Raw genomic sequence first — 18,526 nt, forward strand, 5'->3', positions numbered from 1 at the left:
TGTTTTCAGCTAAAGGAACGGTTGATAATCAGCGCTGATGTTGTTGAAATGGCAACGTTTTTTTGAATTTATCAAGCTCAACGAAGGGGGCTACCTTGATTCCCAAAACCACGAGGCTCATGGCACTCGGTGCCGGCATGGCGTTGCTGGCGGCTTGCACCACGGCGCCCATTCCTGTCTCTGAAAACTTCCCGCTCACCGTCCAGCCCAAAGTGCGCTCAGCCGGCCACTGGAACCTGCTGTCCAAGGATGTGGTGGCTCAGACACTGGAGACACTGAACAAGGTGGGATCAGCCTCACCCCTGGCCCTGCATGTGGCGCTGCCGCCTGAACCCAGTCCCTTTGACACGGCATTTCGTGAGTTCCTGATCACCGAGCTGGTCAAGGCCGGCCGGGTTGTCCATCAGTCACCGGACAAGGCGCTGGAAATCAGCTACAAAACCCAACTGGTGCGCCACAACAGTCCGCGCCCCCATTTTGTTCCTGGTGGGTTGACCATGGTCACGGCTGGCCTGTACGCCGCCTATGGCTTGCGTTTTGAATCCATGGACGCCAAACTGGCCGGGGGGCTTGGCCTAGCTGCCGCTGGCGACACAGTGGCCAGCATCAATTCGGGCGGCCCGACCAGTACCGAGCTGATTCTGACCACCACGGTGGCCACCGGTGGCCGTTACCTGGCCCGCAAGACCGATCTGTATTACATCGAAGAGGACGACTCCTCCCTGTTCGCAGCCCTGCAGGCTGCAAAACTCCCGAAAACCGTCAAGGTGGTTGGCCCATGATGCGCTACACACTCACCCTCTGCGCCTGCGCCGCAGCCTTGCTGGCAGGCTGCACGACCAGTACGCCAACCCGGCTGGAGCCCACTTATGCCGAAGCGGCTTCCAGCCAGTTCGTGACGGCCAACCGCGAAGCCATCAACAAGCTGGTCGCTGGTTTTGACCTGAACGCCACGGGCGGCCATCCGGTGCTGGTGGCCACCATCGTGAATGTCAACGACTTGCGCCGCTCAGCGCCGCTGGGGCGTACCCTGTCGGAGCAATACGCCTCCCACATGGTCGGTGCCGGCTTCAACGTCAAGGAAATGAAGCTGCGCGGTGACGTGTTTGTGAAAGAGGAGACTGGCGAGCTGCTGCTGTCGCGCGAGATCAAGGACATTGCCCGCAGCCATCATGCCGCCTATGTGCTGGTCGGCACCTACTCGGCCGCGGCCAGTTTCACCTATGTCAGCCTGAAATTTGTGCGCACCGAGGATGGCAGCATCATCCGGGCTCATGACTACGCCTTGCCCAATGACAAGGACATCGTCAAACTGCTTCAGGTGACGACATCGCGCTAGCCCTGACACCAACAGCGATAACCGGCTGCCTTTCGCAAGAAATGCAGCCGGTTTTTTTTCATGGCTCGGCTTCGGCAGGAATGAGGGGCGCACCGCCCCGGTCATCACCCCAGCCGAATGCCCGCAGTTTCTGCCGTCAGGTAACCGACTGCTGCGCCGAAACGGTTCTTGTAGTTGGCACGCACCAGCGGGTCAAGTGTGGCTTGCACCTTGCCGTGCAATTTCTTGCTCCAGTCACCGGGATGCTGGAAGTTGCTGGTGATGTACATCCAGCCATTGAGGTCATCCACCACACCCAGGCCAGTCGCTTCTGCGCCTGAAGGCATGGACATCAGACGGCTGAGCTGCTTGGTGTCCACGTTGTAGGCCCAGACAAAGTTGTTCACATGGGTGCCGCTGTCTTCACCAATGAACAGCGTACGCAGTTTTTCCGAGAACTTCAGGTTGTCGGGGTTCGACACCTTGTCCGGGTTGGCCAGATTGCCCAAGGCATCGGGTGCCATGTCCTCACCCATCAGCAAGGCACGTGTCTGGGACGGCACCCACTCACTCTTGATGACTGTACCGTTCTGATCCACCTGACCGCCACCGAGGGTGTGCGCCATGATGCCACCGGCCACCAGCGCCTTGTCCAGCGCAATGCCACTGGCGGCGTTCCAGCCCTTGCCGGTTTTCACCATGGAGTCCTGAATGTTCTGCAAGGCTGAATAGGCCACCTTGTCCTTGATGTTGACCGTGGTGCCTTCCATTTTGGAAAAGCCCATGCTGCCCCCCATCAGATAGGCGTAGCGATGGGTTTCCAGGAAGGCCGCTGCCTTCTCCATGCCCGGTTTGACTTTGACCCAGTTGGCCGTGCCGTTGTAAAAGATTTTGGTGAAGCTGGCATCGTTCGGATCGGTCTTGAGCACCGTCATGATGTCAGCCGGTTTGAGGGTGTTGGCCAGCTTCTCGATCTCTTTGCTGGTGGCGTGGCCGAGTTTGATCCACGACAGCTTGGCACCGGCATCTGCCGGGTTAATCGAAAAGCCCGCCCCCAGCTTGGCCACATACAAGGTGCCTGCCGACAGGTTCTTTTCCTTGTCGGCCACAAACAGGAACAAGCCGCTGTTGGTGTAATCGTCGCCCATCAACACCGTGCGGTTGTCGGGCATGACCTGCACCAGCTCATGCGAGATGCGCCCCAGACAGAAGTGTTTGACCAAGGTGCCCGTGCCGTCGGGATGTACCGTCACCTCAGGCAGGTGACCATAGTGGTAGGGGTTGGCCACGGTTTCATCACCAAACAGGTTCTTGCTGAAGGCCTTGAAAGTTTTGTTTTCTGAGGCAAACGGGGCATCAGGCTCGTACTCTTCACTCGACAGATGGGTGTTCCAGGGCGACAGGCTGGAGCCGCAGGTGATCCACATGCCTTGCGCTTCGGAGGTGTCCACGTTGTGGTACTTGACCAGGCTGAGCTTGCCGGTGGCCTGATCCTGATCCAGGGTCAGCACCGCAATCGGCGACGGCAAAATGCCATAGGCATCGGCACCACTCAAATCGGTGTTGGTGTATTCAAATTGCACCACTGCAAACACAGCCTTGCCCTTGATGCCCTTGACCGTGGTTTTGGGCAACTGCAACAAGGACATGCCGTCCGGGCAATCCGAAAAGAACTGGCGCTCTTTGCCGGGGACGGATCTGTCAATGATGGGCCGATTGACGATGTCCACATAGCCCCCGGCCAACACCGTGCCGCCGTTGCCATCAGGCACCTGGTCACCAGTGATAAAAAACGGCTGGTAAGCCAGCTTGAATGCCCGGGTCGTGCCGTCTTTCAAGGTCACTTGCAGGCTGGACGCCACGGTCGTGGTGGCCATGGCTGCCGGGTTGGCCAGCGATGGGGCGGCCATACCGACAAACGACGCTGACGCAAACGGCGCCGATGAAGCACTGGTAGCCGCCACTGGCGTCCCCGAACTGGCACAAGCCGACAACAGGGAACCTGCCGACAAAGCCCCCAGCGGCAACATGGGCATACCTGCCAACAGCTTGAGCGCTTGACGACGTGAAGAGGTGGGCAAACGAGACATTGATCTTCCTTCCAGAAATAAATGAAAACAGACGACGGCCTCAACCACCCAAGGCGTGTGGTGACCGAACCGGGTGAATGCTAAAAAGGCTCTATGACAACTATGTGACTCCGGCGTGGCAACTGGCCTTTCAGGCGGTCAGCAATCGCATTCCCCAGGATGGGACTTAACCTTCCAGAAAATGCTTGCGATAACGGGCGGGCAAATCACTGAGGCGCATCAGCATCGGCAAGTCTGCGGTGTTGAAGTCCGGGTCCCACGCCGGCGCGCCCAGCACCTTGGCCCCCAGGCGCAAATAGCCCTTGATCAGCGCCGGTGGTTCCACCGCCAGATGACCGTCGAGCTGCTCCACCGGCAACGGTAAACGCGGGCGCACCTGCACATCAATCGGCGCCAGATGGGTAGTTTTGAGCTGCTGCCAGATGCTGGCGGCAACATCCCCACTGACCATGCCGTTGTACAGCATTGGGATACTGGCACAGCCCACCATGGTGTCAAGCTGGTTGCGCACCATGAACTCGGCAAGTGCGCCCCACAGGGCCATGATCACACCACCATGGCGGTGCTGCGGGTGAACGCAGCTGCGGCCCAACTCCACCATGCGGTCGCGCAGGCCGCGCAGGCGGATCAGATCAAACTCGGTGTCACTGTAGGTGCTGCCCACCCGTTTGGCCTGAGCCGGTGTCAGCACCCGATAGGTGCCAATCACCTCCTGAGACGCCGCATCACGCACCAGCAGGTGCTCGCAATAGTTGTCAAACAAATCCACGTCATGGCCGGCCAGTGGGGTGCTCAGGCGCGCCCCCATCTCATCGGCAAAGACGCGGTACCTCAGGCGCTGGGCTTGCCGGACTTCGTCGCCGTGGCGAGCCCACGACACCAGCAGGCCGCCGCGCTCAGTTTTTGCAGCCATTGGCTGCGCATCAAGGTGGCCCGCATCAGGCCGGTGAAGTGACCCCCTGGGCAAGGAGACCGGGGACAAGGCAAACGTCGGGTTGGGCAGTTCTCTCATGATGTTCTCCGTGGTAGACAGCGCCATGGTGTCGGCCCGACGTGACATCTTGATGGCAGATGAATGACATCACCATGACATCCATGGCAGCCCCCGGAAGTGACAGGCGTTTGCCCAAACGGTCATCATGACATGAAAAATTGGCCTCTAGCCCGCATGAAACATGCACAAATAGCTATCATATATATAGCATACTGACCAACCCAACCAACCGTACCGATCGCTGGACGGGCGTCCCCCGGGGGAATAAACTCGAAGCCCTACCATCAGAAAAATGAGCTTGCCATGATCACGCCAGGTGCCTCCCTTTCAAGACGGCTTCACCGTGCAGTTGCCATCCGGGTGATCCACAGGTGGTTGACCTTGCTGATGTTTTTTATCCTGGCCCTGGGTGGGCCAACGGCGCACGCCGGCGACAAAATTGTGCTGTCCTCCGGCGTGCTGGAACCCTACACCACGGTGGATCACAAAGGCTTTCTGGACCAGTTGCTCATGGCGGTCTTCCGTGATCTTGGTCTGGAGGCTGAAGTCATCATCTATCCGACCGCCACCGAGCGCGGCATGCTGAATGCCAATGAAGGGGTGGATGACGGTCTGGCCATGCGGGTGGCCGGACTCGAAAAGCAGTATCCCAACCTGATTCGTGTGCCCGAACCGGTGGCCGTCAACGATTTCGTCGCGTACACCACCGGCAAACGGTTTACCACCGACAGCTGGGTCTCCCTGGAGCCTTATGTCGTGACTTACATCATCGGCTGGAAGGTGTTTGAACAGAATGTGCCCCAGGGCAAGGAACTCACGCTGGTCCGTGACGCTGATCAGCTGTTCGGGCTGCTGAAGTCCAAACGGGCCGATGTGGCGCTCTACGAGCGCTGGCAAGGCCTGGTCAAAGTGCGCGACATGGGGTTCAAGGTCCAGGTGTTGGAACCACCACTGGTACGGACCAACATGTACATGTATCTCCATAAAAAACATGCAGCGCTGGTGCCCAAGGTATCCCAGGCACTGGCCAAGATCAAGCAGGACGGCCGTTATCAACACATCGTCGACATCACCCTGACACCTTTCGCCAAATAAGGTCCCATGCGGCTGCGATTGAAACTGCGACCTGGCAGGCTGGCTCTTCGGCTGGCCGCCTATGTCTTCCTGTTCAGCACCCTGGTCGCGCTGGTCATCACGGCCACAGACTTGATCACCAATCACCTGCGCGAACGGCGTCAAATTGATGAGCGCATGCAGCAGGTTGAAGTGGCCTATGTGGACAGCGCCGTTGAAAATCTGTGGGTCATGGATCGGGAGCGCCTGGAGACCCAACTGCTGGGTATCACCCGTCTGCCCGACTTTGTCCAGGCCGAAATCAGGGTCGATGGCAAAACGCTGCTCAGTCACGGAGAACCGCTCAAAGGCGCAGGTATCACCCGCACTTTTCTGCTGCAGCGCATGCACCGCGGCCACTGGCAGCCGATTGGCGAACTGGTGGTATCGGCGTCGTATGAAAACGCCTACCAGCACACGCTGGACCGCCTGCTCGCCTCCCTGCTCACCAATGGCATCATGATCACGCTGGTGGCCATCTTCATGCTGTTCTTTTTCTACCGGCTGATCGGTCGTCACATTGAACAGATCGCCCTCTATGCGCTCAACCAGATCCATCCGCATGAAACCTCCGTGCTGTCATTGCGTCGCAAGGAACCCGCTCAAGAGGATGAACTGACGATACTGACCACCGCCATCAACACCATGCGTGAACGGCTGTTGTCCTTCAGCCAAGCCGAGAGCCGACGTGCCAACGAGCTCGAAAAACTGGTGAACGAGCGCACCGATCAACTGGCCAATGCCAAGGAGTCCGCCGAATCCGCCAACCGCGCCAAGAGTGAATTTCTGGCCAACATGAGCCATGAAATCCGCACCCCGATGAATGCCATCATTGGCTTGACGCACCTGCTGCGCCGGGCCAATCCGACGCCAGAACAGACCGAACGTCTCGGCAAGATCGACACCGCGGCCAATCACCTGCTGTCCATCATCAACGACATCCTGGACATCTCCAAGATCGAAGCTGGCAAGCTGGAGCTGGAACAAACCAACTTTGCGCTGGAAACCGTGCTCGACCACGTCCAGTCACTGATCTCCGACCAAGCCCGCGCCAAGGGATTGGAGATCAAGGTCAGCCATGACAATGTGCCGCCTTGGCTGCGCGGTGACCCGACCCGCCTGCGCCAAGCCCTGTTCAACTACACCAGCAACGCCATCAAGTTCACCGAACGCGGCGGTGTATCACTGCGGGCCATCCTGCAGGAAGACCGGGGTAACGAGATCTTGGTGCGTTTTGAAGTACAGGACACCGGCATTGGTCTGTCCCCGCAACAGATGGCGACTCTGTTCCATGCCTTTGAGCAGGCCGACGCCTCCACCACCCGGAAATACGGCGGCACTGGCCTGGGTCTGGTCATCACCCGGCATCTGGCGGAGATGATGGGAGGGGAGGTTGGGGTACAGAGCCAGCCGGGCCAGGGCAGTACCTTCTGGTTCACCGCCGTGCTGGGCCGAGGTCACGGCATCATGCCGGTCAAAACCGACGACGAAATCGGTCTGGACGCCGAGGCCGAGCTGCGTCGCCACCACAGTGGCGCGCGCATTCTGCTGGCTGAGGACAACGCCATCAACCGGGAGGTCGCCCTGGAGCTGCTGCATAGCGTGGGTCTGGCAGTGGATGTGGCGGTAGATGGCCAGGAGGCGCTGGACAAGGCCGCCAACACCAGCTATGACCTGATCCTGATGGACGTGCAAATGCCCCACATGGATGGACTGGACGCCACCCGCGCCATCCGTGCCCTGCCCGGCCGGCAAACCACACCGATTCTGGCCATGACCGCCAATGCCTTCGACGAAGACCGATTGGCCTGCAAACAAGCCGGCATGAATGACCATGTGGCCAAACCCGTTGACCCGGACGTCCTGATCAAGGTGTTGCTGCAATGGTTGCCACCAACCACGCCAACAGCGGCGGCGGTCTCCGAACCGGTGCCACCAGAGTCCACGGCGCTATTGAGCGAACCGCCGTCGCTCACCTCACTGACGAACATCCCCGGCCTGGATGTGGAAGCTGGTCTCAAGGTGGTCAGGGGCAAACGGTCCTCCTACCAGCGGGTCTTGCACATGTTCGCCAACGGCCACGCACAGGACCATGTCATCCTGCGCAACCTGTTGCAGCGCCGGGATTACCAAGGGGCAGAACACATTGCCCACACACTCAAGGGCAGCGCCAGCAACATTGGGGCCACGGGTATCCAGCGCCTCGCGACGGATCTTCAGCAGTCGCTCAAGCAGCATGCACTGGCTCAGGCAGACACCCAGCTCGAACAGCTGTCCGAGGACTTGCCGCAATTGATTGCTGGTATCCGAGCCGTGTTGCCTGACCCACAGCGTCCACCCTCCACCGTTTTGGTTGAGCAGAAACCCGTGGCCAACCCGCGCGTTGTCCAGGAACTGGCGGCGCTACTGGATACGGGTGACATGGCGGCACGCCGCTACTTTGAACAACATCGCGCAGTGCTTGACGACATCCTCGGTGCCAGCGCCGTGCAGGCCATCGGTGAACAGATTGGCAAATTCTCATACGATGACGCCCTAGCACTATTGAGACCGCAGAAATGAACAAGATGCACACCGTGCTGGTGGTCGACGACCAACCCGAAAACCTGGCCATTCTCGGAGAGCTGCTGGAAGCCGACTACCACGTCAAGGTAGCCAACTCGGGGCAACGGGCACTACGCGCGGCGGTGACAGAGCCTCGCCCCGACCTGATTCTGCTGGATGTGATGATGCCCGAGATGGATGGTTATCAAACCCTGGCACGCCTGCGTGAAGACCCCCTGACCCGGCACATCCCCGTGGTCTTCGTCACGGCCAAGGATCAGGCGGCAGATGAAGAACGTGGCCTGGAGTTGGGGGCGGCAGATTACATCACCAAACCGATCAAACCCATCGTGGTGCTGGCGCGCGTACACACGCAACTTGAAAACAAACGCGCCAAGGACTGGCTCAAGGACCAAAATGCCTTTCTGGAGTCTGAAATCCGGCGGCGCATGCATGACAACGAGCTGATCCAGAACGCCAGCCTGCATGCCCTGGCCACCCTGGCCGAAACACGCGATGCCGATACCGGTAGCCATATTTTCCGTACCCAGGCCTATGTGGAGCAACTGGCGCAGGCCATTCGGGGTATTACCGGCCTGCGCGACCAAACGACTGACGAGCAGCTCAAAATGATTGTCCGGGCCGCGCCCCTGCATGACATTGGCAAGGTTGGCATCCCTGACCAAATCCTGCGCAAGCCGGGCCTCTTTACCAAAGAAGAATTCGACGTCATGAAGACCCACTGCCAGATTGGCAGTGACGCCATTGCGCTGGCCATGCAACGTGTCAAGGATGCGGATCGATCAACCTTCAAGGGCCAGGGTGCACCGCTGGCGTTTCTGGAAGTCGCCCGGCTGATCGCCCGTTCTCATCATGAACGCTGGGACGGCGCGGGGTATCCAGACGGCCTGCGCGGCGAGGCCATTCCACTGGCGGCGCGGATCATGGCGCTGGCCGACGTGTTTGACGCGCTGACCACCAAACGCGTCTACAAAGATGCCTTTCCGGTATCAGACGCCGTGGCCACGATCACGGCTGAAAAAGGCAAACACTTCGACCCCGCCTTGGTCGATGTTTTCCTGGAACGGCGCAACGAGTTTGCCAAGATCGCCTACGAATTCTCCGATGCCCGTTGAGGCTGCAACAAGCCCGCCACCCGTTCCCGCAACACCTGCGGCTGCACTTGGTTCGCCTGCAGCGCTGGGCCCACATTCAAGCCCACCTGGCTGAACATGCCGCGCCGGAAAGGACGCACCATGGCCCCACCTTTTTCAACCCGGCTGAAAAACGAGCCCCACAGGTTGACCAGCGCCATCGGGATCACCGGCACCGTCAGACCCTGTTGTTCTGCACGCTCCAGAATTTTCATGATGCCGCCTTTGAATTCCTGCAAGTTGCCGTCTTTGGTGATACCCCCTTCGGGGAAGATGGCCAGCAAATCCCCCTCTTGCAACACCTGGGCTGCGGCAACAAACGCGGCCTCGTAAGCAGCCGGGTCTTCGGCGCGCGGCGCAATCGGAATCGCCTTGGCCAGCTTGAACAACCAGCCCAGCACCGGCACCTGAAAAATGCGGTGGTCCATGATGAAGCGGATCGGACGCGGGCTGGCCGCCATCAGCAAAATGGCATCGACAAAACTCACGTGGTTGCACACCAGCACGGCGGCACCCTGGGTGGGGATGTGTTCATCGTCACGCACCTTGAAGCGGTAGACCAGGTGCGACAGCACCCAGGCCACAAAACGCAGCAGATATTCCGGCATCAGCAGGAAGATGTAGGCCGCTACCGCCGCATTGGCCAAGCCAGTGAACAAGAAAATCTGCGGGATGGTGAAACCGCTTTTCAGCAACACCCCTGCGATGACTGAGCTGGCAATCATGAACAGCGCGTTCAGAATATTGTTGGCCGCAATGATGCGGGCGCGGTGCGTAGGCTGGCTGCGTAGCTGGATCAAGGCGTACATCGGCACGCTGTACAAGCCTGCAAACAGGCTCAAGAGCAGCAGGTCAGCCATCAAGCGCCAGTGCGCGCTCTGAGCCAGAAACGCCGCGAGGCCCATGACTTCTGACGCGGGTAGCCCCTTTGATGCAAAGTACAAATCCACCGCAAACACACTCATGCCGATCGCGCCCAGCGGCACCAGGCCAATTTCGACATGGCGGCGGCTCAGTACCTCGCACAACAGCGAGCCGGTGCCAATGCCGATGGAAAACACCACCAGCAGCAGGGATGCCACCTGCTCGTTGCCATGCAGCACCTCTTTGGCAAAGCTGGGGAACTGGCTCAAAAACACCGCGCCAAAAAACCACATCCAGCTGATGCCCAACAACGACCGGAACACCACCAGGTTGCCATGGGCCAGTTTGAGGTTGCGCCAGGTTTCGCTGACCGGGTTCCAGTTGATCGTCAAGCCAGGGTCGGTGGCCGGGGCACGGGGAATGAACTGGGCCACCCCCCGCCCCAGCAGTGCCAGCAGCACACAGGCGACGGCCACGTTGCGGTGGCCGACTTCAGGCATGGCCACCAGCAGACCACCGGCAATGTTGCCCAGCAAAATGGCTACAAACGTGCCCATCTCGACCATGCCATTGCCACCGGTCAGCTCACGCTCACCCAGCACCTGCGGCAGGTAGGCAAACTTCACCGGGCCAAACAGCGTGGAATGCAGGCCCATCAAAAACGTGCACAACAGCAGCACCACCACCTGGCCACTGACAAACCCATAGGCGGCGATCAGCATGATGACCACCTCCAGGTTTTTGACAAAGCGGATCATCACCGTCTTGTCAAACTTGTCGGTGAGCTGACCGGCCGTGGCCGAAAACAGCAGAAACGGCGAGATGAACAGTGCCCCGATCACCAGCCCGGCCATCGCCGGCGGCAACCAGCCCACACTAAGCTGGTAGGTCACCATCACGGTGAAGGCGAACTTGAACACATTGTCATTGGCCGCCCCTGAAAACTGGGTCCAGAAAAACGGTGCAAAACGGCGTTGGCCGAGCAGTGCAAACTGGTTCGGGTGCGCGTGGGCAGCCTGGGGCACGGGGGCCGTCATGGCCTGGGTGTCGGAATTCAAAATGGGCTCCTCTTTCTTGTTCTGAATGGAATGCGGGCTCAAGCCCAGGCCTTGGCCGCCCGGTACAACTTGAATTGCGGGTGATTGTGCATGACAGTCATGACAGGCCAGGCCGCCAGCGCCGCAGCCACATGCTTCAGGCTGTGACCCGACACCAGCCCGCTGGTCCAGGCCAACACGGCGTGGTCACCCAACTCCAGCAGTTTGGCCAGCGTGTACAGCGCCGCCACCGCCATCAGCGGCAAACCCCAGCCACCGGGCACGGGCTGGCGCAGGGCCAAAACCAGCACCAGCAGCATGCCACCGCCCTGCAGCACCACCCAGGGCAACAGGTTGCCACTCTGGTACCACACCAGCACCGCCACCGGCCCGGCCAGCAGCGTGATCGCCACCGTCACCACTCCGCCGCGCAGGCTGATGCGGTCTGCCACCGCCATGCCCAACAGCCCGGCAAACGCCACCACCATGCCCAGGCGGTCCCAGGCCAGGCCAAAGTTGTCAGGCTGCCAGTGGTAGTAGCCTGACCCGGCAGCCGTCAGCAGCAAACCGCCGAAAAACACCGCGGCCAGTTGCAAGTAGGCATCCAGGCTGCGTTGCAAGCTGGCCTGCCCCACCCGCACCAGCCCCCAGAGGCCTGCCACGGCGAAGGGCAAGTTGGTAAGCACGTCCATGACGCGGGGCAAGCCCTGCCAGCCGCGTTGATCGGCAAACGCGTGGTACTGCGCCTGCTGGGCCACATTGGGGCCCAAAGAAGCCAGCACCAGCGCCGCCAGCAACGCGGCCAACAACAGCTGCTCGGGCCAGGACCAAGCTGACGGGGTCACAGCTGATTGGGCCAAGGCTGAGCGGGGCAAAGTTTTCATGACAAACACTCCTGTGGCTAAAAACATCCGCAGTGTGCAAACGCCACGCTGAAAACCTGCCAAATTACTCAACCTGTATAGATAATTGATGCCAAAAGTATCACCAAACAATACCTATGGGCACCACCGCCGATCTTGTCACCGCCATCAAAAAAGAACTCAAAGCCGCCCGCATGACCTATGCCGACCTGGCGCAAAGCTTGGGACTGGCCGAGAGCAGCGTCAAACGGATGCTGGCCAAGGGCGACATGCCGCTGTCGCGCATCGACGCGATGTGCCGCGCCCTGAAACTCGACTTTGCCGACCTGGCGCGCCGCGTGGCCGACGCGCAGCCGCTGCTGGCGCAGCTCAGCCAGGAGCAGGAAAGCGCCGTGGTGGCTGACAAAAAACTGCTGCTGGTGGCCATTTGTGTGCTGAGCCAATGGACGCTGGAGCAAATCACCAGCGCCTACCGCCTGACAAATGCCGAATGCATCGGCTACCTGGCGCAGCTGGACCGCATTGGCATCATCGAACTGCGGCCGCTGAACCGCTACCGCCTGAAACTGGCCAAAACCTTCCGCTGGCGGCCCCATGGCCCGGTGATGGACTACTTTCGCGACAACGCGCTGCTGGACTACTTTTCAGGCGGCTTCAACGGCATGGGCGAAGGCCTGCTGCTGGTGCACGGCTCCATCAGCCGCAGTCTGGCACCCTCGTTCATGGAACGGATGCAGCGCGTGGCACAGGACTTTGCCCAGCAACACCTGGCCGACCAGAAACTGGGCGACAAAGACCGCGAAGGCTACACCCTGCTGCTGGCCATGCGCAGCTGGGAGTTTGAGGCGTTTGGCAGGCTGCGACGGTGAGGGGTCAGTGCATCGCCACGGGGTTGCAGACCTTCCGACCCAGGCGCGTCAAACCAGGGGTTCAGGTCTGATGCCCGACATTCACCTTGATTTTTATTGACGCCAAACTTACAGTGCAAGCTCACATCGGGAGATTGCAATGATCACGTGGCCCGCTCCTGCCGTTTCGTTCTCAGAGCTTCACCGCATCAAGCGATGGTGCAAGGAACATGCGCAGGATCACCCGATCGAATACGAACTCTGGGACGCGATTCTGACCATCTGGCTGATGGGCTGGATCGGCTGGGTTCCCACCCTGGTGCTGGACGCTTGGTGGGCTAGCCTGCCCTGCGTGCTGGGCACGCTGACACCCAGCCTGTACATCCGCTGGCGCACTCAAGCCCACCACCTCAGACGCCTGCGCTGCGACTGGCTGCGCAAGCCACCAGACGCGCCGTAGCCGGCCGGTGGGGTCGCCCACTTGGCTACACTTCGCCAGCACATTTCCCTGGCCCACTTTCCTCGCGCTTCCCGCATGACCAAAAACTTAGTAGCAAGTTACCGCCTGGTTCGCTTGGTGCTGCATCTGATCCACGGGTTGGCCGTGATCGCCTGGCGCTTTCCCACCATGACAGAGACACAAAAAGCCCAAACGATTCAGGCCTGGGCCCAGACGCTGCTTGCACAGCTAGCTATTCAATTGGTCGTAACCGGCAAACCCGCTGAGCGTGGCCCGATGCTGGTGGCAGCCAATCACATCTCCTGGCTGGACATCCCGCTGCTGCTGGCGGCAGGTCATTGCCGTTTTGTGGCCAAGGCTGAGATTCAGCACTGGCCGCTGCTGGGCAAGATGGCCCATGGCGGCGGCACCCTCTTCATTGCCCGTGAATCGCGGCGCGATGCGATGCGTGTGGTGCACCAGATGGCCGAACACCTGCGCGCGGGTGACGTTCTGGCGATCTTCCCCGAGGGCACCACCAGCAACGGGCAGCAATTGCTGCCGTTTCATGCCAACTTGTTCCAGGCCGCCATTTCGGCCTGCGCGCCGGTGCAGCCAGTGGCGCTGGGCTTTGTGGATGCGGTCAGCGGCCAACCCAGCCTGGCCCCCTGCTACATTGATGACGACACCTTGCTGGGTTCGGTCTGGCGCACGTTGACCGCGCCGCCGCTGTGCGCCACAGTGGCCCTGGGTGAGCCGCTGTTGCCCGGTGACCGTGACCGCCGGGCGCTGGCCACAGATGTGCGCCAGGCGGTGGCGGCTTTGCGCTAAAGGTTTTTCAAAACCCGGTCACGGCACCGGTGTCAACTTGGCCACACTGAGCGCCAGCCATTTGATGCCGTGGCGCGGGAAGTTGATCTGGGCGCGGGCATCGTCGCCGCTGCCCTCCAGGCTGAGCACCGTGCCTTCGCCAAACTTGGCGTGGAACACTTTTTGTTTGACCTGCAGCCCGCCAGGGGGCTCCTTTTGTGCGGGTACCGGCGCCGCCGCAGCGCTGGTGTATTTTGAATAATCCGTGCTAAATTGGCCTCCAGCCCGCGTTCTATATGGGCTACCAGCTCCTGAATTTGAAGCAAACCAGGAACCGGACCCGCCACCCAAACCCGCCGTACCGCCAAAGCCCTGGTTCTTGGGCGTGATCCACTTCAGGGCGTCTTCGGGCAGCTCTTCCAAGAAACGGCTCTTGAGGTTGTAGCGGGTCTGGCCGTGCAGCATGCGGGTTTGTGAATGGCTCAGGTACAGGCGGGATCTAGCGCGGGTGATGGCCACGTACATCAGGCGGCGTTCTTCCTCCAGACCGTCACGGTCGTTCATCGAGTTTTCGTGCGGGAACAGGCCTTCTTCGATGCCGGTGATGAACACACAGTCAAACTCCAGGCCCTTGCTGGCGTGCACCGTCATGAGCTGGATGGCATCCTGGCCAGCCTGGGCCTGGTTGTCACCGGCTTCGAGCGCGGCATGGGTCAGGAAGGCGGCCAGGGGTGACAGGGTTTCGCCGGTTTCAGCGTCTGGCGCTGGGATGTCGATCACGGGCTGATTCAGATCCAGGCCTTGGGAGGCAGGCGATTGCGTCAGCGCCTGGCCCAGCTCGTCCACTGGCAGCGCCACCGCGTCGCGGCCAAAGCCTTCGATACTGACAAAACTCTCGGCGGCGTTGACCAGTTCTTCCAAGTTCTCCACCCGGTCCGCGCCTTCACGGTCGGCTTTGTAATGTTCGATCAAGCCGCTGTGCGCCAGCGTGTGTTCAATGGTTTCGCGCAGGCTCAAGCCTTGGGTTTGCTCGCGCAACACGTCAATGCCCGCCAGGAAAGCGCCGATGTTGCTGCCCGCCTTGCCGCCCAGGCCGCTGACCGCATCGCTCAAGGCACAGCCGCTGGCGCGGGCGGCGTCTTGCAACAGTTCCAGGCTGCGCGCGCCAATGCCGCGTGGCGGAAAGTTGACGGCGCGCAAGAAGCTGGTGTCGTCACGCGGGTTTTCCAGCAGGCGCAGGTAGGCCAGCGCATTCTTGATTTCGGCCCGCTCGAAGAAGCGCAGGCCGCCGTAGACCTTGTAGGGCATGCCGGCGTTGAACAGCGCGGTCTCGATCACCCGGCTTTGGGCGTTGGAGCGGTACAGCACGGCGATTTCTTTGCGCTCGTGGCCTTCGCGCACCAGCTGCTTCATCTCGTCAACCATCCATTGCGCTTCCAGAAAATCGCTGGCGGCTTCATACACGCGCACTGGCTCTCCCGGCCCCTGGGCGGTGCGCAGGTTTTTGCCCAGGCGTTTGCTGTTGTGGCTGATCAGCGCGTTGGCGCTGTCCAGGATGTTGCTGCCGCTGCGGTAGTTTTCCTCCAGCTTGATCTGGTGGGCTACGGCGAATTCGCGCACAAAGTCAGCCATGTTGCCCACACGCGCCCCGCGAAAGGCGTAGATGCTCTGGTCGTCATCACCCACGGCCAGCACGCAGCCGGTGGGTTGGAAAGCGCCGTCGACACTGCTGTGCGCGCCAGTGCCGGCGAGCATCTTGATCCAGGCGTATTGCAGCTTGTTGGTGTCCTGAAACTCGTCGATCAGGATGTGGCGAAAGCGGCGCTGGTAGTGCTCGCGGATGGGATCGTTGTCGCGCAGCAGCTCGTAGCTGCGCAGCATCAGCTCGCCAAAATCGACCACGCCTTCACGCTGGCACTGCTCTTCATAGAGCTGGTAGATCTCGACCTTTTTGCGGGTCTCGTCGTCGCGGGCCTCGACCATGTTGGGGCGCAGGCCGTCTTCCTTGCAGCCGCCGATGAACCACTGCATCTGTTTGGCGGGAAAACGCTCGTCGTCAATGCCGAACTGTTTGTACAGGCGCTTGATGCTGGAGAGCTGGTCTTGCGTGTCCAGAATCTGGAAGGCTTGCGGCAGGTTGGCCAGCTTGTAGTGGGCACGCAGCAGGCGGTTGCACAGCCCGTGGAAGGTGCCAATCCACATGCCGCGCACGTTCAGCGGCAGCATGGCGGCCAAGCGCGTCATCATCTCCTTGGCGGCCTTGTTGGTGAAGGTCACGGCCATGATGCCACCCGGTGAGACCTGCCCGGTCTGCAGCAGCCAGGCGATGCGGGTGGTGAGCACCCTGGTTTTGCCGGAGCCGGCGCCGGCGAGGATCAGCGCATGCTCGGCAGGCAGTGTGACAGCCGCCAGTTGCTCAGGGTTGAGGTTATGCAGCAGGCCTGCGTCCGGGCTTTGTTGTGTAATTGCAGAGAACATGGTTCATTGTAGAAAGCCGACGAATGACAACCTCTCACCTCACAGATCAAGCCTGGTTCAGGGTCTGGCGCCATGGCTGGCTGGCGCTGCTGCTGGCGGTGCCGTTGGCACATGGCCAGTCGCTGTGCAGCAGCGACGACCAGGCAGCACCCAAGATGCTGCTGGAGCGCTTTGTCAATGCCGACTGCGACACCTGCTGGCGTGACCCGGCCACCCCGGCGGCGGTCAGTGGCACCCTGGCGCTGGACTGGATCGTGCCCGGCAGCCAGGGGGAAGATGCCCCACTGGCTGCGGCTGCCCGACGGGACGCACACCTGCGGCTGGAGGCCCTGCAACGCCTGCGCCCGGATCGTCAGGACAGCCTGACCAGCCGCGTTGTGGCCTGGCCAGACGCCCGGCTGCGCGTGGCACACGGGATCGCTTTTGGCGGTTATGTCGGGGCCTCGATCGAGCTGCGTCTGCCACCGGGTCGCAAGGTCAGTTACCCGCTGCAGGCCTGGCTGGCGCTGGTCGAAACCTTGCCCGCTGGCTTGGAGGGTTCCGTGGTGGCCAGGAATCTGGTCAGAAATGTGCTTCAGCCCACGTGGAATGGACATGAATCACTATCAAATTCAGAGCAAATAAGTTTCAGGGAATTCCGTGCCATGAACATCCCTGAGGGCGCCCAAACCACACGCCTGCAGGTGGTGGGCTGGCTGCAGGATGCCAGTGGCCAACTGGTCATGGCAGCCGAATCGGCCTGCCCCAGTGAACAGGATGACTAGTACAAACCGACAAACCCGATACAATCAAGCACCGGGCCCAAGCAATTGCAGCCCGGTTTTTTTTGGCCATGTGGTTCACCTGCATATGGAAAATGGAACCGGCATCGCATTCCAAGTGCTCTCTTTCAACCCGACGCTCTCCTGAGTCGCCCCAACACCTGCGGGGTTTGAAGGGCGTCAAGCAAGGAGCCTGACCATGGAAATTTTTGACTACGACAACATCCTGCTGTTACCCCGCAAATGCCGGGTGGAAAGCCGTTCCGAATGTGATGCCAGCGTGGAGCTTGGACCAAGGCGTTTTCGTATTCCGGTGGTGCCGGCCAACATGAAAACCGTGGTCAGCGAGGCCCTGTGCATCTGGCTGGCGCAAAACGGCTACTTTTACGTGATGCACCGCTTTGACCTGGACAACGTCGCGTTTGTCAAAGACATGAAGGCGCGTGGCCTGTACGCCTCAATCTCGCTGGGGGTCAAAAAGCCGGACTACGACACGGTGGATCAGCTGGTCGCTCTGGGCCTGACCCCCGAGTACATCACCATCGACATTGCCCACGGCCATGCCGACAGCGTGAAAAACATGATCAGCTACCTGCGTGAAAAAATCCCGACCACATTCATCATTGCCGGCAACGTGGCCACACCCGAGGCGGTGATTGACCTGGAGAACTGGGGCGCCGATGCCACCAAGGTCGGCATCGGTCCAGGCAAGGTCTGCATCACTAAGCTCAAGACCGGTTTCGGCACCGGCGGCTGGCAACTGAGTGCGGTCAAATGGTGCGCCCGGGTCGCCACCAAGCCGATCATCGCCGACGGTGGCATCCGCGAACACGGCGACATTGCCAAGAGCATCCGCTTTGGCGCCACCATGGTGATGATCGGGTCCCTGTTGGCCGGCCACGAAGAGTCCCCCGGCCAGACCGTCGAAGTGGATGGCCGGCTGTACAAGGAGTATTACGGCTCGGCCAGTGATTTCAACAAGGGTGAATACAAACACGTGGAAGGCAAACGCATCCTGGAGCCGATCAAGGGCCAACTGGCAGACACCCTGATCGAAATGGAGCAGGACGTGCAAAGCTCGATCAGCTACTCAGGTGGCAAAAAGCTGATGGACATCCGCAAGGCCAACTACGTCACGCTCGGCGGCGACAACGCCGGGGAACATTTGCTGATGTAGTGCCAATTGCAGCGATCCTCCGCTGCGACAGAAAGT

15 protein-coding genes are annotated in these 18,526 nt (G+C 60.5%); 10 read left to right on the plus strand and 5 right to left on the minus strand.

Annotation, left to right across the window (positions count from 1 at the left end):
* Positions 1-119 precede the first annotated feature (119 nt).
* A complete protein-coding gene (locus PHW99_RS08645) occupies positions 120-782 on the plus strand; it encodes a hypothetical protein (RefSeq protein WP_300175715.1) in 663 nt (220 codons plus the stop codon).
* Entirely contained in the window at positions 782-1,339 is a 558-nt protein-coding gene (locus tag PHW99_RS08650; RefSeq protein WP_366913235.1) for a FlgO family outer membrane protein, read from the plus strand. Before PHW99_RS08645 ends, PHW99_RS08650 begins: the two co-directional genes overlap by 1 nt.
* Before the next feature lie 104 nt (positions 1,340-1,443).
* Here PHW99_RS08650 and PHW99_RS08655 read toward each other — a convergent pair whose 3' ends face one another.
* Together PHW99_RS08655 and PHW99_RS08660 are read right to left on the minus strand one after the other, a co-directional pair.
* Positions 1,444-3,408 carry an alkaline phosphatase PhoX gene (locus PHW99_RS08655; RefSeq protein ID WP_300175721.1) on the minus strand — a complete coding sequence of 655 codons (1,965 nt, stop codon included), beginning with the start codon at positions 3,406-3,408 and terminating at the stop codon, positions 1,444-1,446.
* A gap of 166 nt (positions 3,409-3,574) precedes the next feature.
* Positions 3,575-4,420, minus strand: a complete 846-nt coding sequence (locus PHW99_RS08660) for a GNAT family N-acyltransferase (RefSeq protein ID WP_300175723.1) — start codon at positions 4,418-4,420, stop codon at positions 3,575-3,577.
* A gap of 369 nt (positions 4,421-4,789) precedes the next feature.
* Here PHW99_RS08660 and PHW99_RS08665 point away from each other — a divergent pair, with 369 nt between their 5' ends.
* The 3 genes from PHW99_RS08665 to PHW99_RS08675 are packed head-to-tail and all read left to right on the plus strand — an operon-like array spanning position 4,790 to position 9,195.
* Positions 4,790-5,497 (plus strand): transporter substrate-binding domain-containing protein, encoded by a 708-nt coding sequence (locus PHW99_RS08665; RefSeq protein ID WP_300175750.1) that lies wholly within the window; start codon positions 4,790-4,792, stop codon positions 5,495-5,497.
* A gap of 18 nt (positions 5,498-5,515) precedes the next feature.
* Positions 5,516-8,077 (plus strand): response regulator, encoded by a 2,562-nt coding sequence (locus tag PHW99_RS08670; protein ID WP_300175725.1) that lies wholly within the window; start codon positions 5,516-5,518, stop codon positions 8,075-8,077.
* The gene (locus PHW99_RS08675; protein WP_300175728.1) at positions 8,074-9,195 is read left to right on the plus strand and encodes an HD domain-containing phosphohydrolase; all 1,122 of its coding nucleotides are present in this window, start codon (positions 8,074-8,076) and stop codon (positions 9,193-9,195) included. Before PHW99_RS08670 ends, PHW99_RS08675 begins: the two co-directional genes overlap by 4 nt.
* Here the strand turns inward: PHW99_RS08675 and PHW99_RS08680 are convergent.
* Both PHW99_RS08680 and PHW99_RS08685 read right to left on the minus strand, forming a co-directional pair.
* Positions 9,171-11,114, minus strand: a complete 1,944-nt coding sequence (locus PHW99_RS08680; RefSeq protein ID WP_300175753.1) for an MFS transporter — start codon at positions 11,112-11,114, stop codon at positions 9,171-9,173. The two genes, PHW99_RS08675 and PHW99_RS08680, sit on opposite strands and share 25 nt — an antisense overlap.
* 59 nt (positions 11,115-11,173) lie before the next feature.
* Positions 11,174-11,998, minus strand: a complete 825-nt coding sequence (locus PHW99_RS08685) for a hypothetical protein (RefSeq protein ID WP_300175731.1) — start codon at positions 11,996-11,998, stop codon at positions 11,174-11,176.
* 116 nt (positions 11,999-12,114) lie between these two features.
* Here PHW99_RS08685 and PHW99_RS08690 point away from each other — a divergent pair, with 116 nt between their 5' ends.
* The 3 genes from PHW99_RS08690 (at position 12,115) to PHW99_RS08700 (ending at position 14,095) form a co-directional block, all read left to right on the plus strand.
* Positions 12,115-12,846 (plus strand): helix-turn-helix transcriptional regulator, encoded by a 732-nt coding sequence (locus tag PHW99_RS08690; RefSeq protein WP_300175734.1) that lies wholly within the window; start codon positions 12,115-12,117, stop codon positions 12,844-12,846.
* 139 nt (positions 12,847-12,985) lie between these two features.
* Positions 12,986-13,285, plus strand: coding sequence for a hypothetical protein (locus PHW99_RS08695; RefSeq protein WP_300175737.1), 300 nt, complete (start codon positions 12,986-12,988; stop codon positions 13,283-13,285).
* 75 nt (positions 13,286-13,360) lie between these two features.
* Complete coding sequence (locus tag PHW99_RS08700; protein ID WP_300175740.1) at positions 13,361-14,095, plus strand: lysophospholipid acyltransferase family protein; 735 nt, start codon at positions 13,361-13,363, stop codon at positions 14,093-14,095.
* Positions 14,096-14,113: 18 nt separating this feature from the next.
* Here PHW99_RS08700 and PHW99_RS08705 read toward each other — a convergent pair whose 3' ends face one another.
* Positions 14,114-16,552 carry a UvrD-helicase domain-containing protein gene (locus PHW99_RS08705; RefSeq protein WP_300175742.1) on the minus strand — a complete coding sequence of 813 codons (2,439 nt, stop codon included), beginning with the start codon at positions 16,550-16,552 and terminating at the stop codon, positions 14,114-14,116.
* Between the two features lie 23 nt (positions 16,553-16,575).
* On the opposite strand from PHW99_RS08705, the gene PHW99_RS08710 reads away from it, so the two are divergent.
* Both PHW99_RS08710 and PHW99_RS08715 read left to right on the plus strand, forming a co-directional pair.
* Complete coding sequence (locus PHW99_RS08710) at positions 16,576-17,316, plus strand: hypothetical protein (protein ID WP_300175744.1); 741 nt, start codon at positions 16,576-16,578, stop codon at positions 17,314-17,316.
* 196 nt (positions 17,317-17,512) lie between these two features.
* On the plus strand, positions 17,513-18,490 hold the full coding sequence (locus PHW99_RS08715) for a GMP reductase (protein ID WP_300175747.1): 978 nt from the start codon (positions 17,513-17,515) through the stop codon (positions 18,488-18,490).
* Positions 18,491-18,526 lie beyond the last annotated feature (36 nt).

The organism is Rhodoferax sp., assembly GCF_028689305.1.
In the GTDB taxonomy this organism is placed as follows: Bacteria; Pseudomonadota; Gammaproteobacteria; order Burkholderiales; family Burkholderiaceae_C; genus Rhodoferax.

Excerpts from the sequence above, each read along its gene's own strand:
- PHW99_RS08710 (WP_300175744.1), top strand. The coding sequence starts at position 16,576 with ATGACAACCTCTCACCTCACAGATCAAGCCTGGTTCAGGGTCTGGCGC.
- PHW99_RS08685 (WP_300175731.1), bottom strand. The coding sequence starts at position 11,998 with ATGAAAACTTTGCCCCGCTCAGCCTTGGCCCAATCAGCTGTGACCCCG.
- PHW99_RS08665 (WP_300175750.1), top strand. The coding sequence starts at position 4,790 with ATGTTTTTTATCCTGGCCCTGGGTGGGCCAACGGCGCACGCCGGCGAC.
- PHW99_RS08660 (WP_300175723.1), bottom strand. The coding sequence starts at position 4,420 with ATGAGAGAACTGCCCAACCCGACGTTTGCCTTGTCCCCGGTCTCCTTG.
- PHW99_RS08655 (WP_300175721.1), bottom strand. The coding sequence starts at position 3,408 with ATGTCTCGTTTGCCCACCTCTTCACGTCGTCAAGCGCTCAAGCTGTTG.
- PHW99_RS08715 (WP_300175747.1), top strand. The coding sequence starts at position 17,513 with ATGGAAATTTTTGACTACGACAACATCCTGCTGTTACCCCGCAAATGC.
- PHW99_RS08675 (WP_300175728.1), top strand. The coding sequence starts at position 8,074 with ATGAACAAGATGCACACCGTGCTGGTGGTCGACGACCAACCCGAAAAC.
- PHW99_RS08690 (WP_300175734.1), top strand. The coding sequence starts at position 12,115 with ATGGGCACCACCGCCGATCTTGTCACCGCCATCAAAAAAGAACTCAAA.
- PHW99_RS08700 (WP_300175740.1), top strand. The coding sequence starts at position 13,361 with ATGACCAAAAACTTAGTAGCAAGTTACCGCCTGGTTCGCTTGGTGCTG.
- PHW99_RS08645 (WP_300175715.1), top strand. The coding sequence starts at position 120 with ATGGCACTCGGTGCCGGCATGGCGTTGCTGGCGGCTTGCACCACGGCG.
- PHW99_RS08650 (WP_366913235.1), top strand. The coding sequence starts at position 782 with ATGCGCTACACACTCACCCTCTGCGCCTGCGCCGCAGCCTTGCTGGCA.
- PHW99_RS08680 (WP_300175753.1), bottom strand. The coding sequence starts at position 11,114 with ATGACGGCCCCCGTGCCCCAGGCTGCCCACGCGCACCCGAACCAGTTT.
- PHW99_RS08695 (WP_300175737.1), top strand. The coding sequence starts at position 12,986 with ATGATCACGTGGCCCGCTCCTGCCGTTTCGTTCTCAGAGCTTCACCGC.
- PHW99_RS08705 (WP_300175742.1), bottom strand. The coding sequence starts at position 16,552 with ATGTTCTCTGCAATTACACAACAAAGCCCGGACGCAGGCCTGCTGCAT.